General features: G+C 74.4%; 10 protein-coding genes and 1 pseudogene. 7 read left to right on the top strand and 4 right to left on the bottom strand.

Annotation, left to right across the window (positions count from 1 at the left end):
• Positions 1 to 35: 35 nt before the first annotated feature.
• From ACFV0O_RS04435 to ACFV0O_RS04420, 4 genes are read left to right on the top strand one after another with little or no spacing between them, the layout of a single operon-like run.
• On the top strand, positions 36 to 3977 hold the full coding sequence (locus ACFV0O_RS04435; RefSeq protein WP_380336212.1) for a tubulin-like doman-containing protein: 3942 nt from the start codon (positions 36 to 38) through the stop codon (positions 3975 to 3977).
• Positions 3974 to 6532: a hypothetical protein gene (locus ACFV0O_RS04430; protein WP_380336209.1), complete on the top strand. Its 2559-nt coding sequence runs from the start codon at positions 3974 to 3976 to the stop codon at positions 6530 to 6532. The genes ACFV0O_RS04435 and ACFV0O_RS04430 overlap by 4 nt, the downstream gene beginning before the upstream one ends.
• The gene (locus ACFV0O_RS04425; protein WP_380336206.1) at positions 6529 to 8655 is read left to right on the top strand and encodes a hypothetical protein; all 2127 of its coding nucleotides are present in this window, start codon (positions 6529 to 6531) and stop codon (positions 8653 to 8655) included. Before ACFV0O_RS04430 ends, ACFV0O_RS04425 begins: the two co-directional genes overlap by 4 nt.
• Positions 8652 to 10631 (top strand): hypothetical protein, encoded by a 1980-nt coding sequence (locus ACFV0O_RS04420; RefSeq protein WP_380336203.1) that lies wholly within the window; start codon positions 8652 to 8654, stop codon positions 10629 to 10631. The genes ACFV0O_RS04425 and ACFV0O_RS04420 overlap by 4 nt, the downstream gene beginning before the upstream one ends.
• Positions 10632 to 11110: 479 nt before the next feature.
• On the opposite strand, the gene rocD is transcribed toward ACFV0O_RS04420, so the two are convergent.
• The 3 genes from rocD to ACFV0O_RS04405 all read right to left on the bottom strand — a co-directional run bounded on the left by rocD (position 11111) and on the right by ACFV0O_RS04405 (position 13846).
• Positions 11111 to 12358, bottom strand: coding sequence for an ornithine--oxo-acid transaminase (gene rocD / locus ACFV0O_RS04415; RefSeq protein WP_380336200.1), 1248 nt, complete (start codon positions 12356 to 12358; stop codon positions 11111 to 11113).
• Positions 12355 to 13149, bottom strand: a complete 795-nt coding sequence (gene ddaH, locus ACFV0O_RS04410; protein ID WP_380336674.1) for a dimethylargininase — start codon at positions 13147 to 13149, stop codon at positions 12355 to 12357. Before ddaH ends, rocD begins: the two co-directional genes overlap by 4 nt.
• A 193-nt stretch (positions 13150 to 13342) precedes the next feature.
• Positions 13343 to 13846 carry an Lrp/AsnC family transcriptional regulator gene (locus ACFV0O_RS04405; protein WP_360265532.1) on the bottom strand — a complete coding sequence of 168 codons (504 nt, stop codon included), beginning with the start codon at positions 13844 to 13846 and terminating at the stop codon, positions 13343 to 13345.
• 79 nt (positions 13847 to 13925) lie between these two features.
• Between ACFV0O_RS04405 and ACFV0O_RS04400 the strand changes: the two are divergent.
• The 3 genes and pseudogenes from ACFV0O_RS04400 to ACFV0O_RS04390 all read left to right on the top strand — a co-directional run.
• Positions 13926 to 14048, top strand: a pseudogene (locus ACFV0O_RS04400) (hypothetical protein); the annotation flags it as partial.
• Positions 14049 to 14350: 302 nt separating this feature from the next.
• Entirely contained in the window at positions 14351 to 14929 is a 579-nt protein-coding gene (locus tag ACFV0O_RS04395; protein WP_380336196.1) for a sigma-70 family RNA polymerase sigma factor, read from the top strand.
• A gap of 112 nt (positions 14930 to 15041) precedes the next feature.
• Positions 15042 to 17252, top strand: a complete 2211-nt coding sequence (locus ACFV0O_RS04390; RefSeq protein WP_380336193.1) for an MMPL family transporter — start codon at positions 15042 to 15044, stop codon at positions 17250 to 17252.
• Between the two features lie 148 nt (positions 17253 to 17400).
• Here ACFV0O_RS04390 and ACFV0O_RS04385 read toward each other — a convergent pair whose 3' ends face one another.
• Positions 17401 to 20199 carry an AAA family ATPase gene (locus ACFV0O_RS04385; protein WP_380336190.1) on the bottom strand — a complete coding sequence of 933 codons (2799 nt, stop codon included), beginning with the start codon at positions 20197 to 20199 and terminating at the stop codon, positions 17401 to 17403.
• Between the last annotated feature and the right edge of the window lie 55 nt (positions 20200 to 20254).

Raw genomic sequence — 20254 nt, 5'->3', positions numbered from 1 at the left:
CGGCCGCACCGCGCGGCCGGATGGAGGCGGAACCCATGAAGATCTTCCAGCCGATGCTGTTCGTCGGTCTGGGCGGCACCGGCGGCCTGGTCGGCGCGGAACTCGACCGGCGGCTGCGCGCCGAGCTCTGCGGACCGGACGGCACGGCGCTGACCGGCCTCGGCGCCATGGCCCCCTACCAGCTGCCGGACTGCCTGCAGTTCGTCTACGCCGACTTCAGCGAGACCGACCTGGCCAGGCTGCCGCACGCCACCGCCGCCCCGGCGCTGCGCCCCGCGTTCAGCCGCACCTCGCGCTCCACCCACGACCTGCTGCCGAACTTCGACAGCTCGCCGGACGTCACCAAGATGCTCCGGGCCAGCCTGCCCGAGGAGACCGCCGTCTGGCTGCCGCCGCGGCAGAACGAGCCCAGGGTCACCCCGCTGAAGAACGGCGCCGGCCAGCTGCCGACCGTCGGCCGGGCCGGGCTGTTCGGCACCCTGCGCGGCGGCCTGGACCCGGTCCTGGAACCACTGATGCAGGCCATCGACGCGCTCGCCCGCTCGGGCGGGACGCTCAGCCAGCTCGGCGGCGGCCCGGTCAACGGCTGCGACGTCTTCGTGGCGTTCTCGGTCGCGGGCGGCACCGGCGCCGGCATCTTCCTGGACTACCTGTACCTGATCAACCACGCCTTCCGGGAGAAGGGCTTCGACGGCGTCAAGATCTACCCGCTGGTCGTGATGCCCTCGGCGTTCCCGGCGGCGAGCGGCGGCGGCCGGGAGGCGGAGCTGAACTCGGCCCGTGCCCTGGTCGACCTCTTCCGCCTGGTCGACGAGCAGAACGCGCCTGTCGAAGGGGCCGAACTCGGCGACCTCGACGAGGACCTGACCCTGCGCATCCGCTACCCGCACACCGCCCCGATCCGGCTGCGCACCGGGATCCTGCCGACCGCCTTCCTGTTCAACCGCACCGCCGGCATCCGCCCCGACGACCTGCGCCGCTCCATGGTGTCGCTGGTGATGTCGCTCATCGGCACCGAACTCGGGGACGGCCGGGCCGCCCGCACCCGGGCCGACGACGACTACCAGACCTTCGCCGCGAGCTTCATCAACCGCGGTGTGCAACGGGCCGCCAACTCACCGTCCGGGATCGGCCGGCGCGGGGTCTCCACCAGCCTGGTCGCCTCGATGACCGCGCCGGTCGACGAACTGGCCTCGCTGGTCTCCGGCCGCATCCTGCGCGCCTCCGTCGACCAGCTCGACGACCGCACGCACCGCCCGATCCGCGCCGCCGAGGAGCTGGTGAAGCAGATGTTCACCGACTCCGGGCTGGAGGAGCTGCTGCTGCGGCCCGTCCTGGAGGTCCAGCCGCCGGTCCCCGAGCCGCGCGGCAGCTCGGCGATCGAGGCCGGGCTGGCCGCCCGACTCGTCGACATGCAGTCCGAACTGGCCAACCTGGCACGGCAGGTGGCGGTCCGGACGGCCGAGATGGCCAAGGACTTCGCGCCCCGCCGCGCGGTCGACAAACTGCTCGCGACCGTCGACCCGTTCACCGTCCAGCGGATCGTGCGGGGCGAGCCGCAGGACGCCGACGACCTCGTGCGCCTGGGCTTCCTCGGCATGCTCGACCAGCGCACCCACACCCCGCCGCTGCCGCCCGGCACCCACGAGCAGCCGCCGCCGGTCCCCCGGATCCGGCGCCGGATGGGCGGCCTGGCCCAGCCGCGCTGGGGCGACGACGACGTCCAGGCCGTGCTGCACGCCCAGGACGCCTGGTACCGCTGGCGCAGCCGGCAGCTGTGGCACGAGGGCTGGAAGAGCCAGCAGCAGCGGTGGGAACCGACGGCCCGCGCGCTGGACACCGAGGTCGCCCGGCTCGCCTCGGCCTTCCGCAACCACGCCAAGGACGAGCCGCGGGCGTTCGCCGAACAGTCCCAGACGCTCTACGAGGACCGCACCGGCGTCTCGTACCTGCTGCCGCCGCAGCGCGACCTGAAGCACTTCTACGACGACCTGGTCGCCCGGCTCACCGCCCGCGAGGGCTTGCCCGACACCGAGGACGAGGCGGCCCTGCTGATGCGGCTGGTGGGCGGCGACGAGTGGCGCTCCGCCAACACGCTCAGCCGGCGCAACCCCGGCAGTGCCGTCGGCGAGGTCAAGGCGGCCGTCGAGGCGGGGGTCAAGCGGCTGTTCGCGGAGAGCGGGGAGCAGTTGGAGGAGCGTCCGCTGCTGCCCGCGATGGGAGTGCTGCTGGCTGCGGCGGCCGGCAGCGCGGAGGACGCCGAGCAGGTCAGCAAGGAGGCGCTGGAGCAGTTCGGCCGCAAGCTGGCGGGGCTGCTGCCGGCCGGGTTCGTGCCGGAGGGCACCGGGCCGCTGAAGGCCCTGGTGACGTACCCGCGGGTGAAGTCCGCGGACGAGGTGGAGGACTTCCTGCGGAAGGCGCTGCGGCTGCCGAAGGAGGCCCGGGCGGAGTTCCGGGGGGTCGAGACCCAGTCGATCACGGTCGTGCTGTTCCGCAGCGAGATGAGCCTCACCCAGGTGCCCGAGGCCCGCAAGATGCTGCGCCAGTGGGCGAAGGCGAAGGACCACGAGCAGTCCGAGGACGTGTTGCGCTGGCGCCAGCGCCTCGGTCACCGCGACGACTGGCTGGTCTCCACCGAGGCGGACCGCCGGCTCATCCTGCACCGGCTGCTGGCCCTCCTCTGGAACGGGCAGGTGGACGTGTTGGAGGGCCCCGACCACTCCCCCCGCGTGATCCGGCTGCGGTTGTTCCGGGAGCGCGGGGTGGACGTGCCGGGCGTGCGGCTGCGCCTGGGCGAGCAGCAGAACGGCGTCTCCAGCTGGGCCGAGCTGCTGCGCGCCTACGAGCGGTGGACGGTGCTGGACGACGAACGGACGGTGGAGGACTACTGCAGCCGGCTGATGGGGGCGCGCCCGGCGGGCCTGACCCGCTCCGCGAGCCGGCCGGACCCGCTGTTCGTCAAGCTGGTCGAGGAGATCGCGCCCCAGCAGCTGCGGATGCTCAAGTCCCGCCGGGAGTCCGGCGGGGAACGGGTCGACGGCTGGTTCCGCCCGCTGTGGCAGTTCTGGGCGGACACCCTGCCGGCCGCGCTGCGGCTGGAGTTCAACGACCAGCGGGCCGTCCAGCCGACGCTGGAGGCGCTGCTGGACGTCATCCTGCGCGGCGAACTGTCCCCGCGCGCCGCCGCGGACCTCGACGACGACGCCTACGGCGGGTCCGGCACCCGCCCCCCGGTGCGCGAGGAGGACGACTTCGGCACCACGCGCCCGGCCGACCGGCCCGACGGACGGGGGCCGGACCCGCGGGGACCCGGCGGCTGGGACCCGACGGCCGAGCCGCCGCGCGACGACCGCACCGACCGCGACACCCGCACCGACCGTGATGCGGGACGCCGTCCCGGGCGCGGACGCGGGTACGACGAAGCGGACCGGCGGGGCCGGGGCGCCGCCGGGTACGACGACGGCGCGTACGGCACGGACCGCGGCCACCACGAGGGCGGGTACCGGGACGTCGACGGCCGCGTCGGCCACGCGGACGACCACGACGACCGGTACCGCACCGGCACCGCCGACCGCTCCGACGACCGGGCCGCCGACCGGGCCGACGACCGGACCGCCGACCGGGCCGACGACCGGACCGGCGCACCGCGCCACGACGACCGGAGGACGGGCTCCGGCCGTTTCACCGACCGGGCCGACCGGCGGTCCGTCGACCGCACCGACGACCCGGCCACCGACCGGGCCGACAGCCGCCCCGCCGACCGGAGGGACGACCGGGCCTCGGAGTGGGACTGGGACCGCCCGCCCGCCCCGGCCGCGGAGCCGGGCCCCACCCGGCACACCGACCGCGACACCGAGTGGGAGGCGCCCCGGAGCGAACCACCGCGCCGGGACCCGTCGGACGAGCCGCGCGGGCGGTCCTTCTGGGAGAAGCCGGACCACCCGGGCTCGGAGCGACGGGACGGTGAGCCCGCGTGAGCGCCCCCCTGCCGCTGTCCCCACCGGTCGTCCACCTCGACCTGCGCACCGACGAACTCGCCGGCGACGACCCGGCCGTGCTGCGCAGCGCCGTCGCGACCCGGCTCGCGGCCCAGGGCCTGGCCCAGCCGCACGACCAGCGCTTCCTGGTGGTCGACACCCCCGCCGGGCTGCGCGAGCACCGCACCCGGTTCGAGCAGATCATGGGCTACCGCACGCCCGGCCGGGTGCGGGTGGTCTGCCTGCTGGTGGGCGGGCTGCCCGCGTACCCCGCCGAGGGCTACCCGGCGGAGCGCCGGCTGGTGCGGCCCGCGACCCTGCGCACGCCGGAGGCCGGCCTGGTCTGGGCCGGCGACCTCCAGGCCGGGCACGGCGCCGACGACCCGGCCGGGCCCGCCGACCCGCAGGCCCTGGCGGTGCTGGTCGACCTCCTCTCCGTTACCGAACTGTTCGACGAGACACTGGAGTTGCTCGGCTCGCTGCCCGACGGCGTGGCGGCTCCGGCGCTGCGCGTGATGGAGCACGGCCTCTCCCCGGAGGTCCGCGGCCAGGCCTGGAGCGAGGCACTGCTCCGCTTCGCCGGCTCGCACGGCACCGCCTCGGGCAGCCCGACCGGCGGTCACCCCACCGTCCTCGCCGGGCTGGTCGAGGGCTCCACCACCGGCACCCCCGGGCGGCGGGTCGACGGCGGGCCGGCGTCCCGGGCGTACTACGAGGTGGTCACCGAGCTGGCCGCCGCGGAGGGCGAACTGGTCAGGCTCGGCGGCCCGGCCGGGCTGTTCACCGGCGCCGCCCGGCGCGCCCTGGAGGCCGCGCTCGGCCGGGGCCGGCAGGCGCTCGACCGGTACGGCAGCGTGGTCGGCGAGGTGCTGCGCAGTGACGGCGGCATCGCCGGCACCCAGCCGGCCGCCGAGTCCGCGACCCGGCTGGCCCGGCTGGGCATCGCCGTGGATCCGCCCACCACCACCGGCGAGCGGATCGGCGAGAGCCTGCGCGGCCTCGCCGTCGGGCTGCTCCGCGACGGACTGCCGCTGCGCTCGGTGGCCCAGCGGTTCGCGCTGCTCGCCGAACAGGTGCAGCCGCTGTCCAACGCCCCGCTCCTGGCCGAGCTGGACGGGCTGCGGGCGTCCGGCCCGTCCGACCGTCCGCTGCCGCCCGATCCGCCCGGCCCCGGGGTGCTGGCCGCGGCCGCGCTCGCCGGTGCGTCCGGCGGGCTCTGGACCTGGCCGGCGCTGCCGGCCGCGCTCGCCGTCCCGGCGCTGCTCGTCCTGAGCGTCCTGGCCACCGTGATCCGGCTGCCGGGCGGCTCCGGACGGATCTCCGACGCCGGCCGGTTCGGCCTGGCCGCCGTCCTCGGGGCCGCCGCCGCGGCCACCGCGGCCGCCCGGACCGGGCTGCCGGTCTGGGCCGGTACGGTCGGCCTGCTCGCCGGTCTCGGTCTCGCCGCCTGGCTGGTGCTGCGCAGCTGGCACGACCACGCGCAGCGGTGGGGCCTGGAGCGCGGCATCACGCCCCTGCAGGACGAACTGAACGACCTCGACGAACTGCTCGCCCGCGCCCTGCGGGAGTTCTGGGCGGTCGAGGAGCGCCGCTACTGCGCCGACGCGGCGCTGTCCGTCGTCGGCGTGCTGCGGGCCACCGCGGCCGCCGCCGAGGAGGAGGCCACCCGCGACCTCGCCGCCGAGCGGCCCGGGGCCGCCGCCGAGAGCGAGGACGACTGGCTCGGTCGCACCGCCGAGGAGGAGTCCGAGGACCCCTACCGGGGGTACGGCCGGGACGACCGGGACGACCGGGACGGATACGACGCCCCGGACGACGACTGGACGAGTGTCCCCGCCGAAGCCGACGAGGAATGGTGGGACCGCGCCCCGACACCCGACCCGCGCGGCTCCGGCGACGCCCACGGTCCCCGCGCGGCCGCGCCCACGATCACCCCGGGCGCCGGCGGACCCGGCCCGCGCTGGCTGGAGCGCGGGGAGGCCAAGGGCGGCCCGGACCTGGTGCCGACCCTGGCCGGTGACCTGGCGGACGCCGCCCTGACCGCCCTGGAGCCGTACTGGGGGGCGGTCGAACGCGGCCACGCCGGCGACGCCGCCCAGGAGCGGATCGCCGAACGGGTGCGCGAGCTGCTCGGCGTGGCGCGCGCCCACCTGCGCCGCAACGACGTCCTGACCGCCCCTCCGTTCGCGGACCCGCACCGGGCGCGCAGCGGCCCGTCCGGGCTGCTGGGCATCGACATCCGCCGGGCCGCCGACCCGATCGGCCCCGAGCAGGACGGCCAAGGCCTCCTGCAACTGAACTCGGCCGAGCAGCTGGACCTGCTCAGCCGCAACCCCGACGCGGTCGCCCTGATCCGCTTCGCCCCCGAGGCCGCCCGCGAGGGCACCGCCGGGAGCGCGGCGGGCGGCCATCCGGCCGAGGACGGCCGGGAGGTGCGGACCGCCGCCGGGCGCTACGCCGGCCGGCTGCGGCTGACCGCGCTGCGCGCCGGGGTGGTCGAGACGGTCCGGCAACGGCACGTCTCGCCGTACGACGAGGAGGAGGAGCAGTGGTGAGCACCACCGGGTCCGGCACGCACCCGCCGAGCCCCGACGACCCCGGTCGCCGCAAGGGCGTCGACCTGCCGTACCTGACCCCCGCCGGGCGGCGGCGGGTCGCGGCCGCCCGGTTCGGCCCCGACCCGTCCGGCCCCGACCGCGGCGTCCCCCGGATGCGCAACGCGATGCTCGACGGCACCCTCCGGTGCGTCCAGGTCCGGGCCGCCGTCTCCGACGGGGCCGGCGTCACCGAGGCCGTCCGGGACGCGCTGGACAGCGAGGCGGCGACCGCCCTGCGCCTGCACCGCACCTTCGGCGGCACCGAGGCCGCCCGGCTCTTCCCCGTGGTGATCGGCTACGACCTGGACGTGACCGAGCCGTTCGTCCTCTACGAGCCGCCGCGCGGCAACCGGGCCGACCGGCTGCACAGCCTCGCCGGCACCCAACTGCGCACCATCGAGCGGGACCTCGTCGACGCCGCCGCCCTGCTCGCCGAACTCGGCCTCGTCCACCAGGGCCTCACCCCCTCGACGGTCCGCTGGGACGGCCGCTCCGTCCAGCTGTGGGGCCTGGACGCGGTCGCCCACACCGGCCGGCCGCGCACCCCGCGCGGCCCCGCGCCGTACGCCTCCCCCGAACTGCGCGAAGGCACCGGGCACAGCGACCCCCGCGACGCCCTGTGGAGCACCGCCCAGGTGATGTACCGCCTGGTCACCGGGCGGCCCGGCGAATCCGACCGGACACCGGCCGACCTGGGCGACCACCGCTCGCTCGCCCACACCATGCGGAGCTCGTTCGCCGCCCGCGCCGTCGACCGCCCCACCCCGGCCGCGCTCCTCGGTCTGCTCTCCCCCGACCGGCACGCCACCGGCCGCACCGTCGGCGGCGACGGCCTCGCCGCGCACCGCACGGCGTTCGACCACGCCGTCTCCCTGAAGCGCGCCGCCGGCGGCGACCCGCCCGGCGGCCCCGGCGCGGACGGCACACCGCACGGCCCCGGCGTCCCGGACGACGGCACCGCCGCGCCCGCGGGCCCGTACGGGACGCCGGGCACGGCGGGGGCCGACGACTCCGGCGACGTGCTCTGCCCCTATTGCCTGGAGTACATCCGCTTCGACCCGAACGCGCTCCACGTCCCCGACGCCGTCCAGGAACTCCAGCCGTACGCGTTCTCCGAGCGCCAGAGCGACCGGCTGCTCGCCGACGAACTGCGCGGCGCCTTCCAGCTCTGCCAGGGCAACCAGACGACGCCGCCGCACCACATCCCGGTGCCCTACCTGAGGAACGGGCGTCCGCTGACCGTCGCCATGATCGGCCAGTCGAACACCGGGAAGAGCCACCTGCTGACCCAGATGATCGCCGAGATCGCCGACGACCGACTGAAGCCGTACGGCGTCAGCTGGCAGTCCGTCAACCCGGAGCAGCACGCCAGCTTCCTCAACGACCGCGTGGTGCCGCTGCGCGACGGCAACGTGATCGCCCACACCGCCGGACTGGGCGACAGCGAGTCCGCCCGCTTCGTCGAGTCCCTGCTGATCACCGACGCCCGCGGCCGGGTCCGCCCGCTGGCCTTCTTCGACCTCGCCGGCGAGGACCTGCTGCGCACCGACGCGCTGCTGCGCTTCCTGCTCGGCATCGACGCCCTGGTCTTCGTCGTCGACCCCACCCTGGCCATGCCCCTGCCCCAGCTCGACGAGATCCGCACCGCGCTCGACCTGCACGTCAGCCGGGACGGCGACCCCGCGTTCGCCACCGCCCTGGACCGCATCCCGCGGACCGGCCCGTACCTGACCGTCCCGTCGGCGGTCGTGGTCGCCAAGGCCGACCTGCTGCGCTCCGAGCCCCCGGTGGACCGCTGGCTGACCGAGCCCGGCACCGTCCCCCTGAGCCGCCGACGGCTCTACGAGGAGAGCCGCGACGTGTACGCGCTGCTGCACCGCCACGCCGGAAAGGCCTGGCTGCGCCCCTTCGACACCGCCCTGCACTGCACCATGCACATCGCCTCCGCCACCGGCGGCCGGCAGGAGGACAGCCGCTACCCGCGCGGCGTCCGGGCGCAGCGGGTGCTGGAACCGCTGATCTCGCTGCTCGCGATGCACGGCATCATCGAGCTGGCCGCCGGCCCGGAGGTGGCCCGATGAGCGCCGGCGGCCCGGAGGAGTCGGTCGACCAGGTCGTGTTCCGCTGGAAGGGCAACCAGGGGCGCCGCAGCTCCGGCATGGCCGCCACTGCCTGGTCCTGCTCCCCGGAGCGCGCCGACGACCTCTCCCGCGAACTCGCCCCGCTGCTCCGGGTGGACGGCGCGGCGCGGCCCAGCCTGGTCCGCACCCTCACCAAACGCGGCGAGGCCGCCGTCATCCGGCGCTGGCCGACCACGGACGCGGGCGGGCGGCCCAACACCGCCTGCCACCTGCTGCTCGGTGACCAGGACCTGCTCGGCCCCCGGCTCGCCCTGGCCCTGTACGGCTGGCCGTTCGGCTCCCAGGAGTTCGCCGAGACGACCACCGGCCGGTGCGGCCGGGTCGAGTACGCCCTGCTGGCGGACACCGCCAAGGAGGCCTGGCCCGACACCCCGAGCCGGATCGGCGAGGTCACCGACGCGCTCACGGTCGCGGTCGCGGCCCTGCTGCGCCGCCCGGGAGCCCGGCTGTCGCTGCGCGCCGACTCCCTGCCCGGCTGGCCCGACCGCAACCGCTCCGCCGCGGTGATCAGGGGCCTGTACGAGATCTTCGGCCGCGACTGGCTCGGCCAGCCCTGGACCTTCGCGACCTACGACGTGACGGACCGCCACGACCTGGCGGTCACCTGGGTCACGGACTGGACGACCGACGCGGGCCACCAGGGCGCACGGTCGCGGGTCGACCCGCGGCGGTCCGAGAGCGACTTCGCCCACACCCTGGCCGCCCGGATGGTCGAGCTCGTGCTGGAACGCCCCGTACGGGCCCCGGGGCTGTCCGAACTCCACGCGAACGACCTCCGGGACGCCGCGACCCTGTCGACCGCCGAACGCCTGCGCCGGCTCTCCCACGTCCTCGGCGTCGACCGCGGCAGCCGCCCGCGGCCCGGCCGCACGGAACCACCCCGGCCGGAGGACACCCGGCCCGGCCGCCGCGACGACGACCGCCGGCCCACCGCCGACCACCGGCCCGCCGAACACCACCCGCTCGACCACGGCCCACTCGACCACGATCCCGAGCCGCCGTCCCCGGCCCCCGACGGCAATGCCGACCGCCACGACGACTCCGACGACTCCGACGACCGAGGCGTCTACACCGACCCGCCCGCCGACCACCGCCCGCCACCGTCCCTCCGGACGCTGCGCCGGGAGCTCGACGACCCCGCCCCCACCAAAGACATCCTCCCCCGCCTGGTCGGCCTGTCCACCGGCATCGGTGACGGGCCCCTGCTGGACCTGCTGCGCGAGGAGGACCTCTCCGGCACCGCCACCAAGCGCCTGCTGTTCGTCCTCTGCATCCTCACCGGCTCGCGCCCCCCGGAGGACTGCCACCTGCTCTGCGCCGAGGTCCTGCGACAGCAGCTCTACCTCTACCGGTCCGACCGGGCGCCCCAAGGCGAGCACGACGCCCCCGACGACCAGCTCGTCGAACGCGCCGCCTGGCTGTTCGGCTGGGCCGTGGCCCCGTACACCCGGGAGCCCCGGCACGAGCAGGCCCTCATCACCCTGTTCGACCAGCTCCAGCGCGACAGCTCCGCCGTCGAACAGGACCTGCTCCGCCGACTCGTCCCCCCACCCGAGTCGAACGACCCGTCGCCCGACCTCCCGACCCGGGTCTGGCAACGACTGGTCTACCCGCCCCCCACCACCCCACCCCGCGCCCAGCCCCAACCCCAGCCACAACCAAAGCCACAGCCACACCCCGAACCGGAAACCCCTCCCCTCTCTCCCACCCCACAGCCACCCACCAGCCCCCCGCCCGCACCCACCGAACCCGACCCCCCGCCGATCACTCCACCCCCCGGCCCCCGCCACGCCACCCCACCGAGGTCCCCCCACCCCACGACCCCACCGGACCCCCAGACCCGCAACGTCCGCCTCGTCCTCGGCATCTCGGCCGCCCTGATCGCCATCCTCGTCATCGCCCTCGCCCTGGCCTGACCGCCCGACACCCACGACCCAGCCGACCCGACGCACAGCGGCGCGGCCCCAGGAGCCCGCGCCGCCACCGGCCCCGAGCCCCAACCGCCCTACGCACCAGGGCTCCTGGGCCCACCCCCTCGACGCGCCCTCGGCCGGCGGGCGCCGTCGGCAGCGATGCCGCAGCGGCTTCCGCACCTGCGGGTCCGGCCACGAGGCACTGGAGCGCGCCGTCGAACGCGAGCGCACCGGATCGGATCGGATCCCGACGACGACCTGACGGAGGCCGGATACCCGACCGGTCGGCCACCGACGAGGAGGACGTGCTCAGTTGCGGGAGCTGGTCAGCGGCACGTCCCGCGAGCAGCGACTTGCTCGCGAACCGGACGTGCCCAGGAGTGCACCGCGGACTTCGGATGAACGCCCACTGCGAGCGCGTCATCGGCAGCATCCGCCGCGAAGGCCTCGGCCGCGTCCTCGTCGAGCGGCACAGGTCTGCGCTAACTGCTCTGCCCGAGGACCTTTTCCAGCGACGCCAGGGCCGACTCCAGTTCCTCGCGCGTGATCGTCAGGGGTGGGGCGAGGCGGATCGTGGCACCGTGGGTGTCCTTGACCAGGACGCCCTCGTGCATGAGCCGTTCGCTGATCTCACGGCCCGTCGCGATGGCCGGATCGATGTCCACGCCCGCCCAGAGCCCGCGCGCCCGGAAGCCCGTGATCCCCCGCCCGGCCAGGGCGGCCAGGCCGGTGTGCAGTACGGTGCCCAGCTCGGCCGCACGGCGCTGGAACTCCCCGGTGGCCAGCAGGTCGACGACGGCCGAACCGACCGCCGCGGCCAGGGGGTTGCCGCCGAAGGTGGAGCCGTGCTCGCCCGGGCGCAGCACGCCGAGGACGTCGCGGCGGGCGAGGACTGCGGAGACCGGGACGATGCCGCCGCCGAGGGCCTTGCCGAGGAGCAGGACGTCCGGCACGACGGATTCGTGGTCGACGGCCAGGGTGCGGCCGGTGCGGCCGAGGCCGGACTGGATCTCGTCGGCGATGAACAGGCAGCCCGCACGCCGGGTCAGGTCGCGGACGCCGGTGAGGTATCCGTCGTCCGGGATGACCACGCCCGCCTCGCCCTGGATGGGTTCGATCAGCACGGCCGCCGTCGTCTCGTCGACGGCTGCTTCGAGCGCGGCGAGGTCGTTGAAGGGAACGACGCGGAAGCCCGGGGTGAAGGGGCCGAATCCGGCCCGGGCCGTGTCGTCGCTGGAGAATCCCACGATCGTGGTCGTGCGGCCGTGGAAGTTCTCGGCGGCCACGACGATCGTCGCCCGGTCCCTGGCGACGCCCTTGACCTCGTACGCCCACTTGCGAGCGACCTTGATGGCGCTCTCCACCGCCTCGGCGCCGGTGTTCATCGGCAGCACCATGTCGAGGCCGGTCAGTCGGGCCAGCCCCTCGGCGAAGCCGGCGAGGCGGTCGTGGTGGAAGGCCCGCGAGGTGAGGGTGAGCCGGTCGAGTTGGTCGTGCGCGGCCGCGGTCAGCGCCGGATGACGGTGGCCGAAGTTGAGGGCCGAGTAGCCGGCCAGCAGGTCGAGGTAGCGGCGGCCTTCGACGTCCTCGACCCAGACGCCCTCGGCCCGGGCGACGACCACGGGCAGGGGGTGGTAGTTGTGCGCGAGGACCGGCGCCTCCGCCCTGATCAGCTCGGCCGACGAGTGCGGTGCGGGGGTGGTCCGGTGGGTTCCGGTGGGGGTGGTCATGCGTGGATCTCCTGGGTGCAGCACTTGATGCCTCCGCCGGCCTTGTGGAATTCCGACAGGTCGACGGGGACGGGAACGTAGCCGTGGTCGGCGAGCCGGCCGATGAGGCCTTCGGCTTGTGGGGCGACGAAGACGTGGCGTCCGTCCGAGACGGAGTTGAGGCCGAACGCCAGGGCGTCTTCGAGGGTGGCGATCACCGCGTCCGGGTAGAGGCGCTCCAGTGCCGCGCGGCTTTCGGGGGAGAACGCGTCGGGGAAGTAGGCGATGTTCCGGTCGTCCAGGACGAACAGCGCGGTGTCCAGGTGGTAGAAGCGGGGATCCACCAGGTGCAGGCTGATCGTCGGCAGGCCGAAGAACTCCTGCACCTCGTGATGGGCCGCCGTGGTCGTCCGGAAACCGGTGCCCGCCAGGATGAAGGGGCCTGCCGGTACGAGGTCGCCCTCGCCCTCGCACACCGCTTCCGCCTCGGTGACGTCGAAGCCCGCCGCCTTGAACCAGTTCCCGTACGCGACGGACTCGGGCCGGCGCTGGGGAGCGTGGAACCGGGAGCCGAAGACCCGACCGCCCAGGACCAGGGCCGCGTTGGCCGCGAACACCATGTCGGGCAGTCCCTCCGTCGGGTCCACCGTCTCCACGGTGTGGCCGTGCTCGCGGTAGGCGCGGATCAGCGTTTCCCACTGGGCGCGGGCGAGGGCGCGGTCGACCCGGGTGTCTTCACGCATCCACGGATTGATGGCGTACCGCACGTCGAAGTGGGTGGGTTCGCAGGTCAGGTAGCGCCGGGGGCGCACACCGTTCGTGGACGCAGAGGGGCTCGTGGGCACAGAGAGGCTCGTGGGCACAGAGAGGCTCGTGGGCACAGAGGGGTCCTCCGCTTCCGATGAGTGACGATCAGGGGATGCCCCAACGGTAGGAACCCACCGCGCCGCACGACAAGGCGCAACAGCTGCTCGAATGCGCCGGAACGCTGCGTGATGTCGGCGATCAGCGCACGTTCGTTGCGCCCCGGGGTGCCGGCTGGCCGATCCCGGCTTCCGGGCTCTCCGGCAGCAGGTGGGTCAGCACCAGGCAGCTGATCGTCTTGCGGACGAACGGCTCGCTCCTGATCCGTTCCAGCACCTCCTCGAAGTGCTCGACGTCGGTGGCCCGGACGTGCAGCAGTGCGTCGGCGGCGCCGGTCACGGTCATGGCAGCCGTGATCTCGGGGTGGTCGCGCACGACTTCCGCGAGGCGCCTGGGCGGCGCGGCGCTGTCGCAGTACACCTCCACGTAGGCCTCCGTGCGCCAGCCGAGGGCAGCGGGTCTGACGGTGGCGCTGAAGCCGGTGATCACGCCGTCCTTCCGCATCCTGTCGACCCGGCGCTTGACCGCGCTGGCCGACAGGCCGACCGCCGCGCCGATCTCGGCGAAGCTGGCCCGGGCGTTGTCGATCAGGGCGGTGACGATCTTGCGGTCCAGGTCGTCGAACGGTGCTGCCTGGCTGGTCATCGCGGGTCGTTCCCTCTCCTCGGCGGGCGTTCGGCCCCGAAGATAGCCGGAACACGATGCCGGCACGGCTGCCGAGCGGGAGGCCACGGACGCGTGCCGGGCCGCTTGCCCCGACCGGCAGATCGTGCCGATCGACGCCACTTCGATCATCAAGACCGCCGGCGCGATCCACGGCACCACCACGACGATCGCAAAGCCCTGAGCCCCTCCCGGCTCACTGCGGCTCCGTCCGGCCGCAGTGAGCCGGTACTCGCCGTTCCCGTGGCTGGAGAGATATCCGCCAGTCGGCACAAAAGCACAGGTCAGACGGCTTGTGCCGGGGAGTCGTCGGGTGCTGCGGGGGTAGCCGATGTCGAGGCCGACCGCCCCGGCCGTGTCCCCGCCTGCCATCCGACCGACTGCCCAGACGTGCCTGGCTGGCGGATGTTTCCCTCTTTCCCGCCATGCAAACCTCGATCGTCGGCACGACCGGCACAACTCCCTGATCGACGCGCGAGGACCTTCATGAGAACGCTCACCCACAGCAGACCCACACGGGTGAACGGCTCCCCGGCCGTCCGGGCCCGGATGTCCGAGGTCGCGTTCCGCCGGTTGAGCGCCATGCACCGCCCCGCGGTCCTCTCCTACCTCGCCAAGCGCACCTTCGGGGATCCGCAGCTGGCCGAGGACCTCACGCAGGAGACCTTCCTCCGTGCGTTGCACCATCCCGAGGTGCTGTCGTCCGACCACCGGAGCGCGCTGCCGTGGCTCTACCGGGTGGCCGGGAACCTGCTCATCGATCACCTGCGCTCGCGCCGGTACCGGCCCGTCGAGGTCGGCTTCGACGCCCCCGACACGCTCGTCGACGAAAGCGCGGCCACGAACGAGATCGACCTGCTCCTGACGGCCTGGTCGGTTCGCTCGGCGCTGGCGTCCCTGAGCGATCAGCACCGCGCCGTGGTCACGCAGGTCTACTTCGAGGACCGCTCCATCAAGGCCGCCGCCGAGATCCTCGGCGTGCCCCCGGGCACCGTCAAGTCCCGCTGCCACTACGCGCTCCGCTCGCTTCGGACGACCCTGCGAGAGCACCGGTCGGTCGCATAGCCGACCCGGCGCGATGCGTACGGCCCACCGGTGGGCATCGGGAACGCACGCCGCCGTGCCGAGAACCACACCTGCCCACACCCGCTTTCGGCTGCCCCCACGGAGGCCCCGCATGACGACGACCGACCACCCGCACGCGCCGCACCACGACCCGGTGCACCACCCTCCCCGCCCGGCGGAGGGCAGGCGTGAGCGCCTTCATCCCGAACGGAGCGGACCGCCGGGTCTCCTGGGCCGGCTCGGTCTCCGGGCTGCCGGCCGCCTGCGGCTGGTCGCCGTGCTCTGGCTCGTCGTGGTCGCCGGGCTCGGCGCCTTCGCCCCGCAGGTGACGTCCGCGCTGGCCGGCGCGGGCTGGCAGGCCAACGGCTCGGAGTCGGTGCGCGTCCGTGAGCTCGCCGAGCAGCACTTCGACGGCAACGCCTCCTCGGCTCTCCAGGTCGTCATCGCCGCCGACCGACCGGTGACCGACCCCGCTGTTCGGCAGGTCGTCGACCGGGCGATGGCGCTGCTGCGGGCCGACCCGCGCATCAGCGAGGTGGTGCCACCCCAACCCGGCACCACGATCAGCCCCGACGGGCGCACCGCGGTCGTGCTGGCCGGCGCGAAGGCCGACACCAACGCCATGGTCCGTGCGGCGGACGACCTCAAGGGTCCGCTCGGGGCGCTGTCCGGAGATGGTGTCCGGGTGAGCGCCACGGGCGCCTCCGTCCTGTGGAGCGACTTCAACGCCGCCAACCACGACGCGATGATGCGCTCGGAGATGCTGTCGTGGCCGGTGACCCTCGCGATCCTGGTGCTGGCCTTCGGGTCGCTGGTCGCCGCCGGGCTCCCACTGCTGCTGACGATGGCGGGACTGGCGGCCTCCGCGGGTGCCCTGGTGCTGCTCAACCACCTGACACCGACGTCCATCTGGGCGATGAACTTCGCGATGATGTTCGCCCTCGCCCTGGGCATCGACTACGCCCTGTTCATCGTCGTGCGCTTCCGTGGGGCGCTCGCCCGGCACGGCGCCGCCCGGCTCGCCGTCGGCGAGACCATGGACACCGCCGGCAAGGCCGTCGCGCTGTCCGGCGCCACCGTCCTGGTCAGCCTTTCCGCGGTGCTGCTCGTCCCGTCACCCGCGTTCCGGTCCATGGCGCTGGGCATCATGATCGCGGTCGCGTTCGTCCTGGCCGCGACCCTGACGCTGTTGCCGGCGGTCCTCGGAAGCCTCGGCCTCCGGGTCAACGCGGCGCCCCTGCCGTTCACCCGTCCCACGGACCCCGCCGGTTCGCCCCGCTTCGCCGGCTGGGCCGAACGACTGTGGGCGCACCCCCTCCGGTACGGCGTCCCCGCTCTCGTCGCCCTGCTGGCACTCGCCGTGCCCGTGATCGGGCTCCGGACCGCCATGCCGTCCGTCACCGTCATCCCCGCGGACTCCTCCGCGCGGACGGGTTACCTGGCCGTTCAGGAGGCGTTCGGTGCCGGCGCTCCCGGGGCCCTCCAGATCGTGACGCCGATCTCCCAGGCCGAGGCCGCCGCCGCGGTCCTCAGGAGCAACCCCGGGATCGCGGCCGTGATGCCGGCGACGAACGCGGCCGACGGTACCGACCTCGCGCTCGTCCAGGCCGTCCCGGCCGCCGACCCCGCGGACCCCGCCCTGCGGGCGACCGTCGCCGAACTGCGCGGGCACCTGCCCCGGCAGACGCTGGTCGGCGGTGCCGCCGTCGAGAACCTCGACCTCCAGGACGTCCTGAACGCCAAGACCCCCCTGGTCGTCGGAGTCATCCTGGCGCTCGGATTCGTCCTGCTCCTGCTCGCCCTGCAAGCGCCACTGGTCGCGCTGATCGGCACCGTCACCAACCTGCTCGCCACCACGGCCGCCTTCGGCGCCGCCCGTCTCGTCTTCCAGGACGGGCACGGGGCGGGACTGCTCGGTTTCACCCCGCAGGGCTTCCTCGACGGGTGGGCGCCGGTCTTCTTCTTCGCCATGATCTTCGCGATCGCGATGGACTACACCGTCTTCCTCCTCGCCTCGGCCAAGGAACACTACGAGCGCAGCGGCGACCCCCGCACGGCCATGGTCGCGTCGCTGACCCACTCGGGCCGGGTCGTCTTCGCGGCCGCCGCCGTCATGGTCGCCGTGTTCTTCACCTTCGCCCTCTCCGGCCCGCTGCCCCCGAAGGAGATGGGCATCGTCCTGGGCCTGGCCGTCCTGCTCGACGCCGCCCTCGTCCGGCTGGTCCTGCTGCCCGTCCTGCTCCGGCTGACCGGCCGGGCCGCCTGGTGGACCCCGGCCTGGCTCGGCAGGATCCTGCCGAACCTCCGGTTCTCGCACGACTGACGCGGATCAGGGCCGACGCGGATCAGGGCCGACGCGGATCAGGACCGCAGCCGGGACCCGGCAGGGCGGGCGGACGATCCCCCGGGCCTCGCGCGGCGCAACGCCGATCCGTCCCCCGACGGGGACGGACCGGCGCCCGGCCCGCTGCTCAGCGAGGCTGTCGCAACGTCGCCGCCACCGCGAGCCCCACCCGCGAGGACTCGCCGAGCTTCGCCATGATGCGTGACACGTGCACCTGCACCGTCCGGCGGGACATGTACAGGCGCTCGGAGATCTGCGGGTTGGAACAGCCCTCCGCGATCATGGTCAGCACGGTGCGCTCGGTCGCGCTCAGGGCCTCCCAGCCCGTCTCGCTCCTGGCAGCCGTCCGCCGGTTCCTGACGGTGATCCCTTCCTCCCGCAGGCGCTGCCGGGTGCGGCGGGCGTCCCACGAGGCGCCGAGTGCGAGGTAGCCGTCGACGGCTTCGGCCGAGGCGGCGGCGGCCCGGTCCGACAGGCCGGCGCGGGCCGACAGCACCGCTTCGTTCTCGCGGGCGAACGCCGCGAACAGCGGGCGCCCCGCCGCCTCGTACGCCGTGGCGGATTCAGCGAGCAACGAGCCGTCCGCGTCGGCCAGCCCCCGACAGAGCGCGGCGGTGCCGCGCCTGTTCGGGGACGGCTGGAAGTCGGCCATCTCCTGGGCATACGCGGCGATCGCGGCCAGGCGGTCCGAGCGGCCCAGGCAGAAGGCCATCCGGGCGGCGTCCGGGAAGAGGTGGTCGAGGTTCACCACCGTGCGCAGTCCTCCTGAGGCCCACAGGTAGGACTCGAGGAGGTCGAAGGCTCGCGCGCAGTCGCCTTCGGCGTCCAGCACCAGGGCCCGGGCCCACCAGTGCAGGAACTCCGTGTGGGAGCGCACGGGCCGGACTTCGGCCGCGTTGACGACCGCGTCGGTGTGGTCGGACCGCTGGTCTCGGCGCACCTCGATCAGCGCCGCGACCGCGTGCAGATCGGGGCCGATGCCCAGGGGGTCGATGGAGTCCAGGCCGCTCTGGACGGCGACCAGGGCGTCGTCCCAGTTTCCGCGCAGGAACTCGACCTTGGCGATGGCGGACTGGTACCCGGTCAGCAGCGCCACTCCGGCCCGCTCGCTCTCGCGCGCGCCCGTGCGCAGGTGCTCGTGGGCCTCCGTCAGGCGGTCCAGGTCGGCCAGGCAGTAGGCCCGGGCCAGGTGCGGGGAGAGCTGGAAGTCGGAGGAGATCCCCGTCGCCCCGAGATTGTCGAGGGCCTCAGTGGTGAGAACGAGGGCCTCCTCGACCCGTCTGGTGACCACCAGGACCGCGGCCTGGGTCGTGAGACCGTACGCCGTCGCGAAGCCGTCGCCGCTCTCCTGCCCGTTCCGCACCGCCAGGAGCGCGGCGGCCTCCGACTCCTCCATGCGGCTCATGAAGTGGAGCGCCTGCGCCTGAACGGCGTGGAACCGGGCCACCTGGTTCTGCGGGAGGCCCTCCAGGGCGAGCGCCGAACGGACCTCCGCCACCGTGTCGTCCAGCCGCCCCTGCTCCATGAGGGCCTGCGCGAGCCACCCGCGCACGGTACCCGCACGATCGATCGGGAGGGACCGTACGAGTGCGGCTCGGGCGGCGTGTTCGGCCTCGGCCGGCAGACCGGCCCAGAGCAGTGCCCGGGCGAGTTCGACGTCCAGGTCCCGGACGTCGTCGCCCGCGGTGGCGGTGGCACGGCGCAACAGCTCGACCGCGAGCGCCGGTGCCCGGACCAGGAGCGGATCCAGCGACGCGCGCAGCCACGCCACGTCCCTTCGGCCCATCGGCCCGGCCTCCAGCACGTGCTCCGCGACCCGCTCGACGGGCGCGCCCGCCTCGGCCAGGCAGACCCCGATCTGTTCGTGCAGAGCCGTCCGGACCGCCTGGGAGTGGCTCTGCACCACGGCCCGTCGGATCAGGTCGTGCCGGAACGCCAGCCCGCTCCCACGCTCCTCCAGCACTCCCGCCGCGAGCGCCTCCACCACCGGCTCCACCAGGTCGGTGGCCGGGAGCCGGAGGACGGCGGTCATCTCGGCCGCACTGAAGGCGCGGCCGAGCAGTGCCACCACGCGGAGCATCTCGCGGGTCGGCGCGCTCAGGGTTTCCAGCCGGTGGAGGACCGTGGCACTCAGCGAATCCGGTACCAGGGGTGTCTGCGCGCTGATCTCGGCCGTCGACCCCCGGAGCTCGATGCGGCCCGTGCCCGACAGGTCCCTGACCAGCTCCGTCACGTAGAGCGGATTGCCGGCCGCGCCCGCGACCAGGGACCGCAGCCGGTCACCCGGAAGGCCGCCGGCGAGGTCCGCGACCAGGGCGGCGACCCCGGCGTCGGCAAGGGGAGCGAGATCGGTCGTCGGGACGCCGGACTCCTCCAAGTCGCGCAGCAGTCCGGTGATGGCGGCACCGTCCGGTGCGGGACGGCACGTGACCAGTACGAGGAGGGGCAGCTGGTCCAACGCGCGTGCCAGGCGACGGACGACGGCCACGCTGGCCAGGTCCGCCCAGTGCAGGTCGTCCAGCAGCAGGGCCAGCGGCTCGGCCGAGCACCAGTCGTCCAGCGTCGAGAGGATGGCCTCGGCGATCAGGAACTCCTGGCCGACGGCCCCCGCCGGTGCACCGACCCGCTCGTCGCCCCGGAGCAAGCTGCGGATCCGGGCGACCCCGGGGTGTTCCGCGGCACCCACGTCGAGGCACTCGCTCAGCACGGCGAACGGCACCGACCGGTCGATCTCACCGGCCTCACCGCGCAGGACCGTGATCCCGGCGGACCGGCACAGGGCCTCGGCGAGGTCGAGCACGGCCGACTTCCCGATGCCCGGCTCACCACGGAACACCATCGCCTGGCCCGTGCCCGCCGCCAGTTGTCGAACCATGAGCTCAAGGCGCGTCCGCTCGGCTTCACGGCCCTGAACCGTCACTGCCATCCAGCTTCACTTTCCCCGTCGCCCGGCCGTCACAGCTGCTCAGCGCCTCGGGCCG

It is taken from the genome of Kitasatospora sp. NPDC059577, assembly GCF_042735475.1.
In the GTDB taxonomy this organism is placed as follows: domain Bacteria; phylum Actinomycetota; class Actinomycetes; order Streptomycetales; family Streptomycetaceae; genus Kitasatospora.
This window is presented reverse-complemented; position numbering and strand designations above follow the sequence as displayed.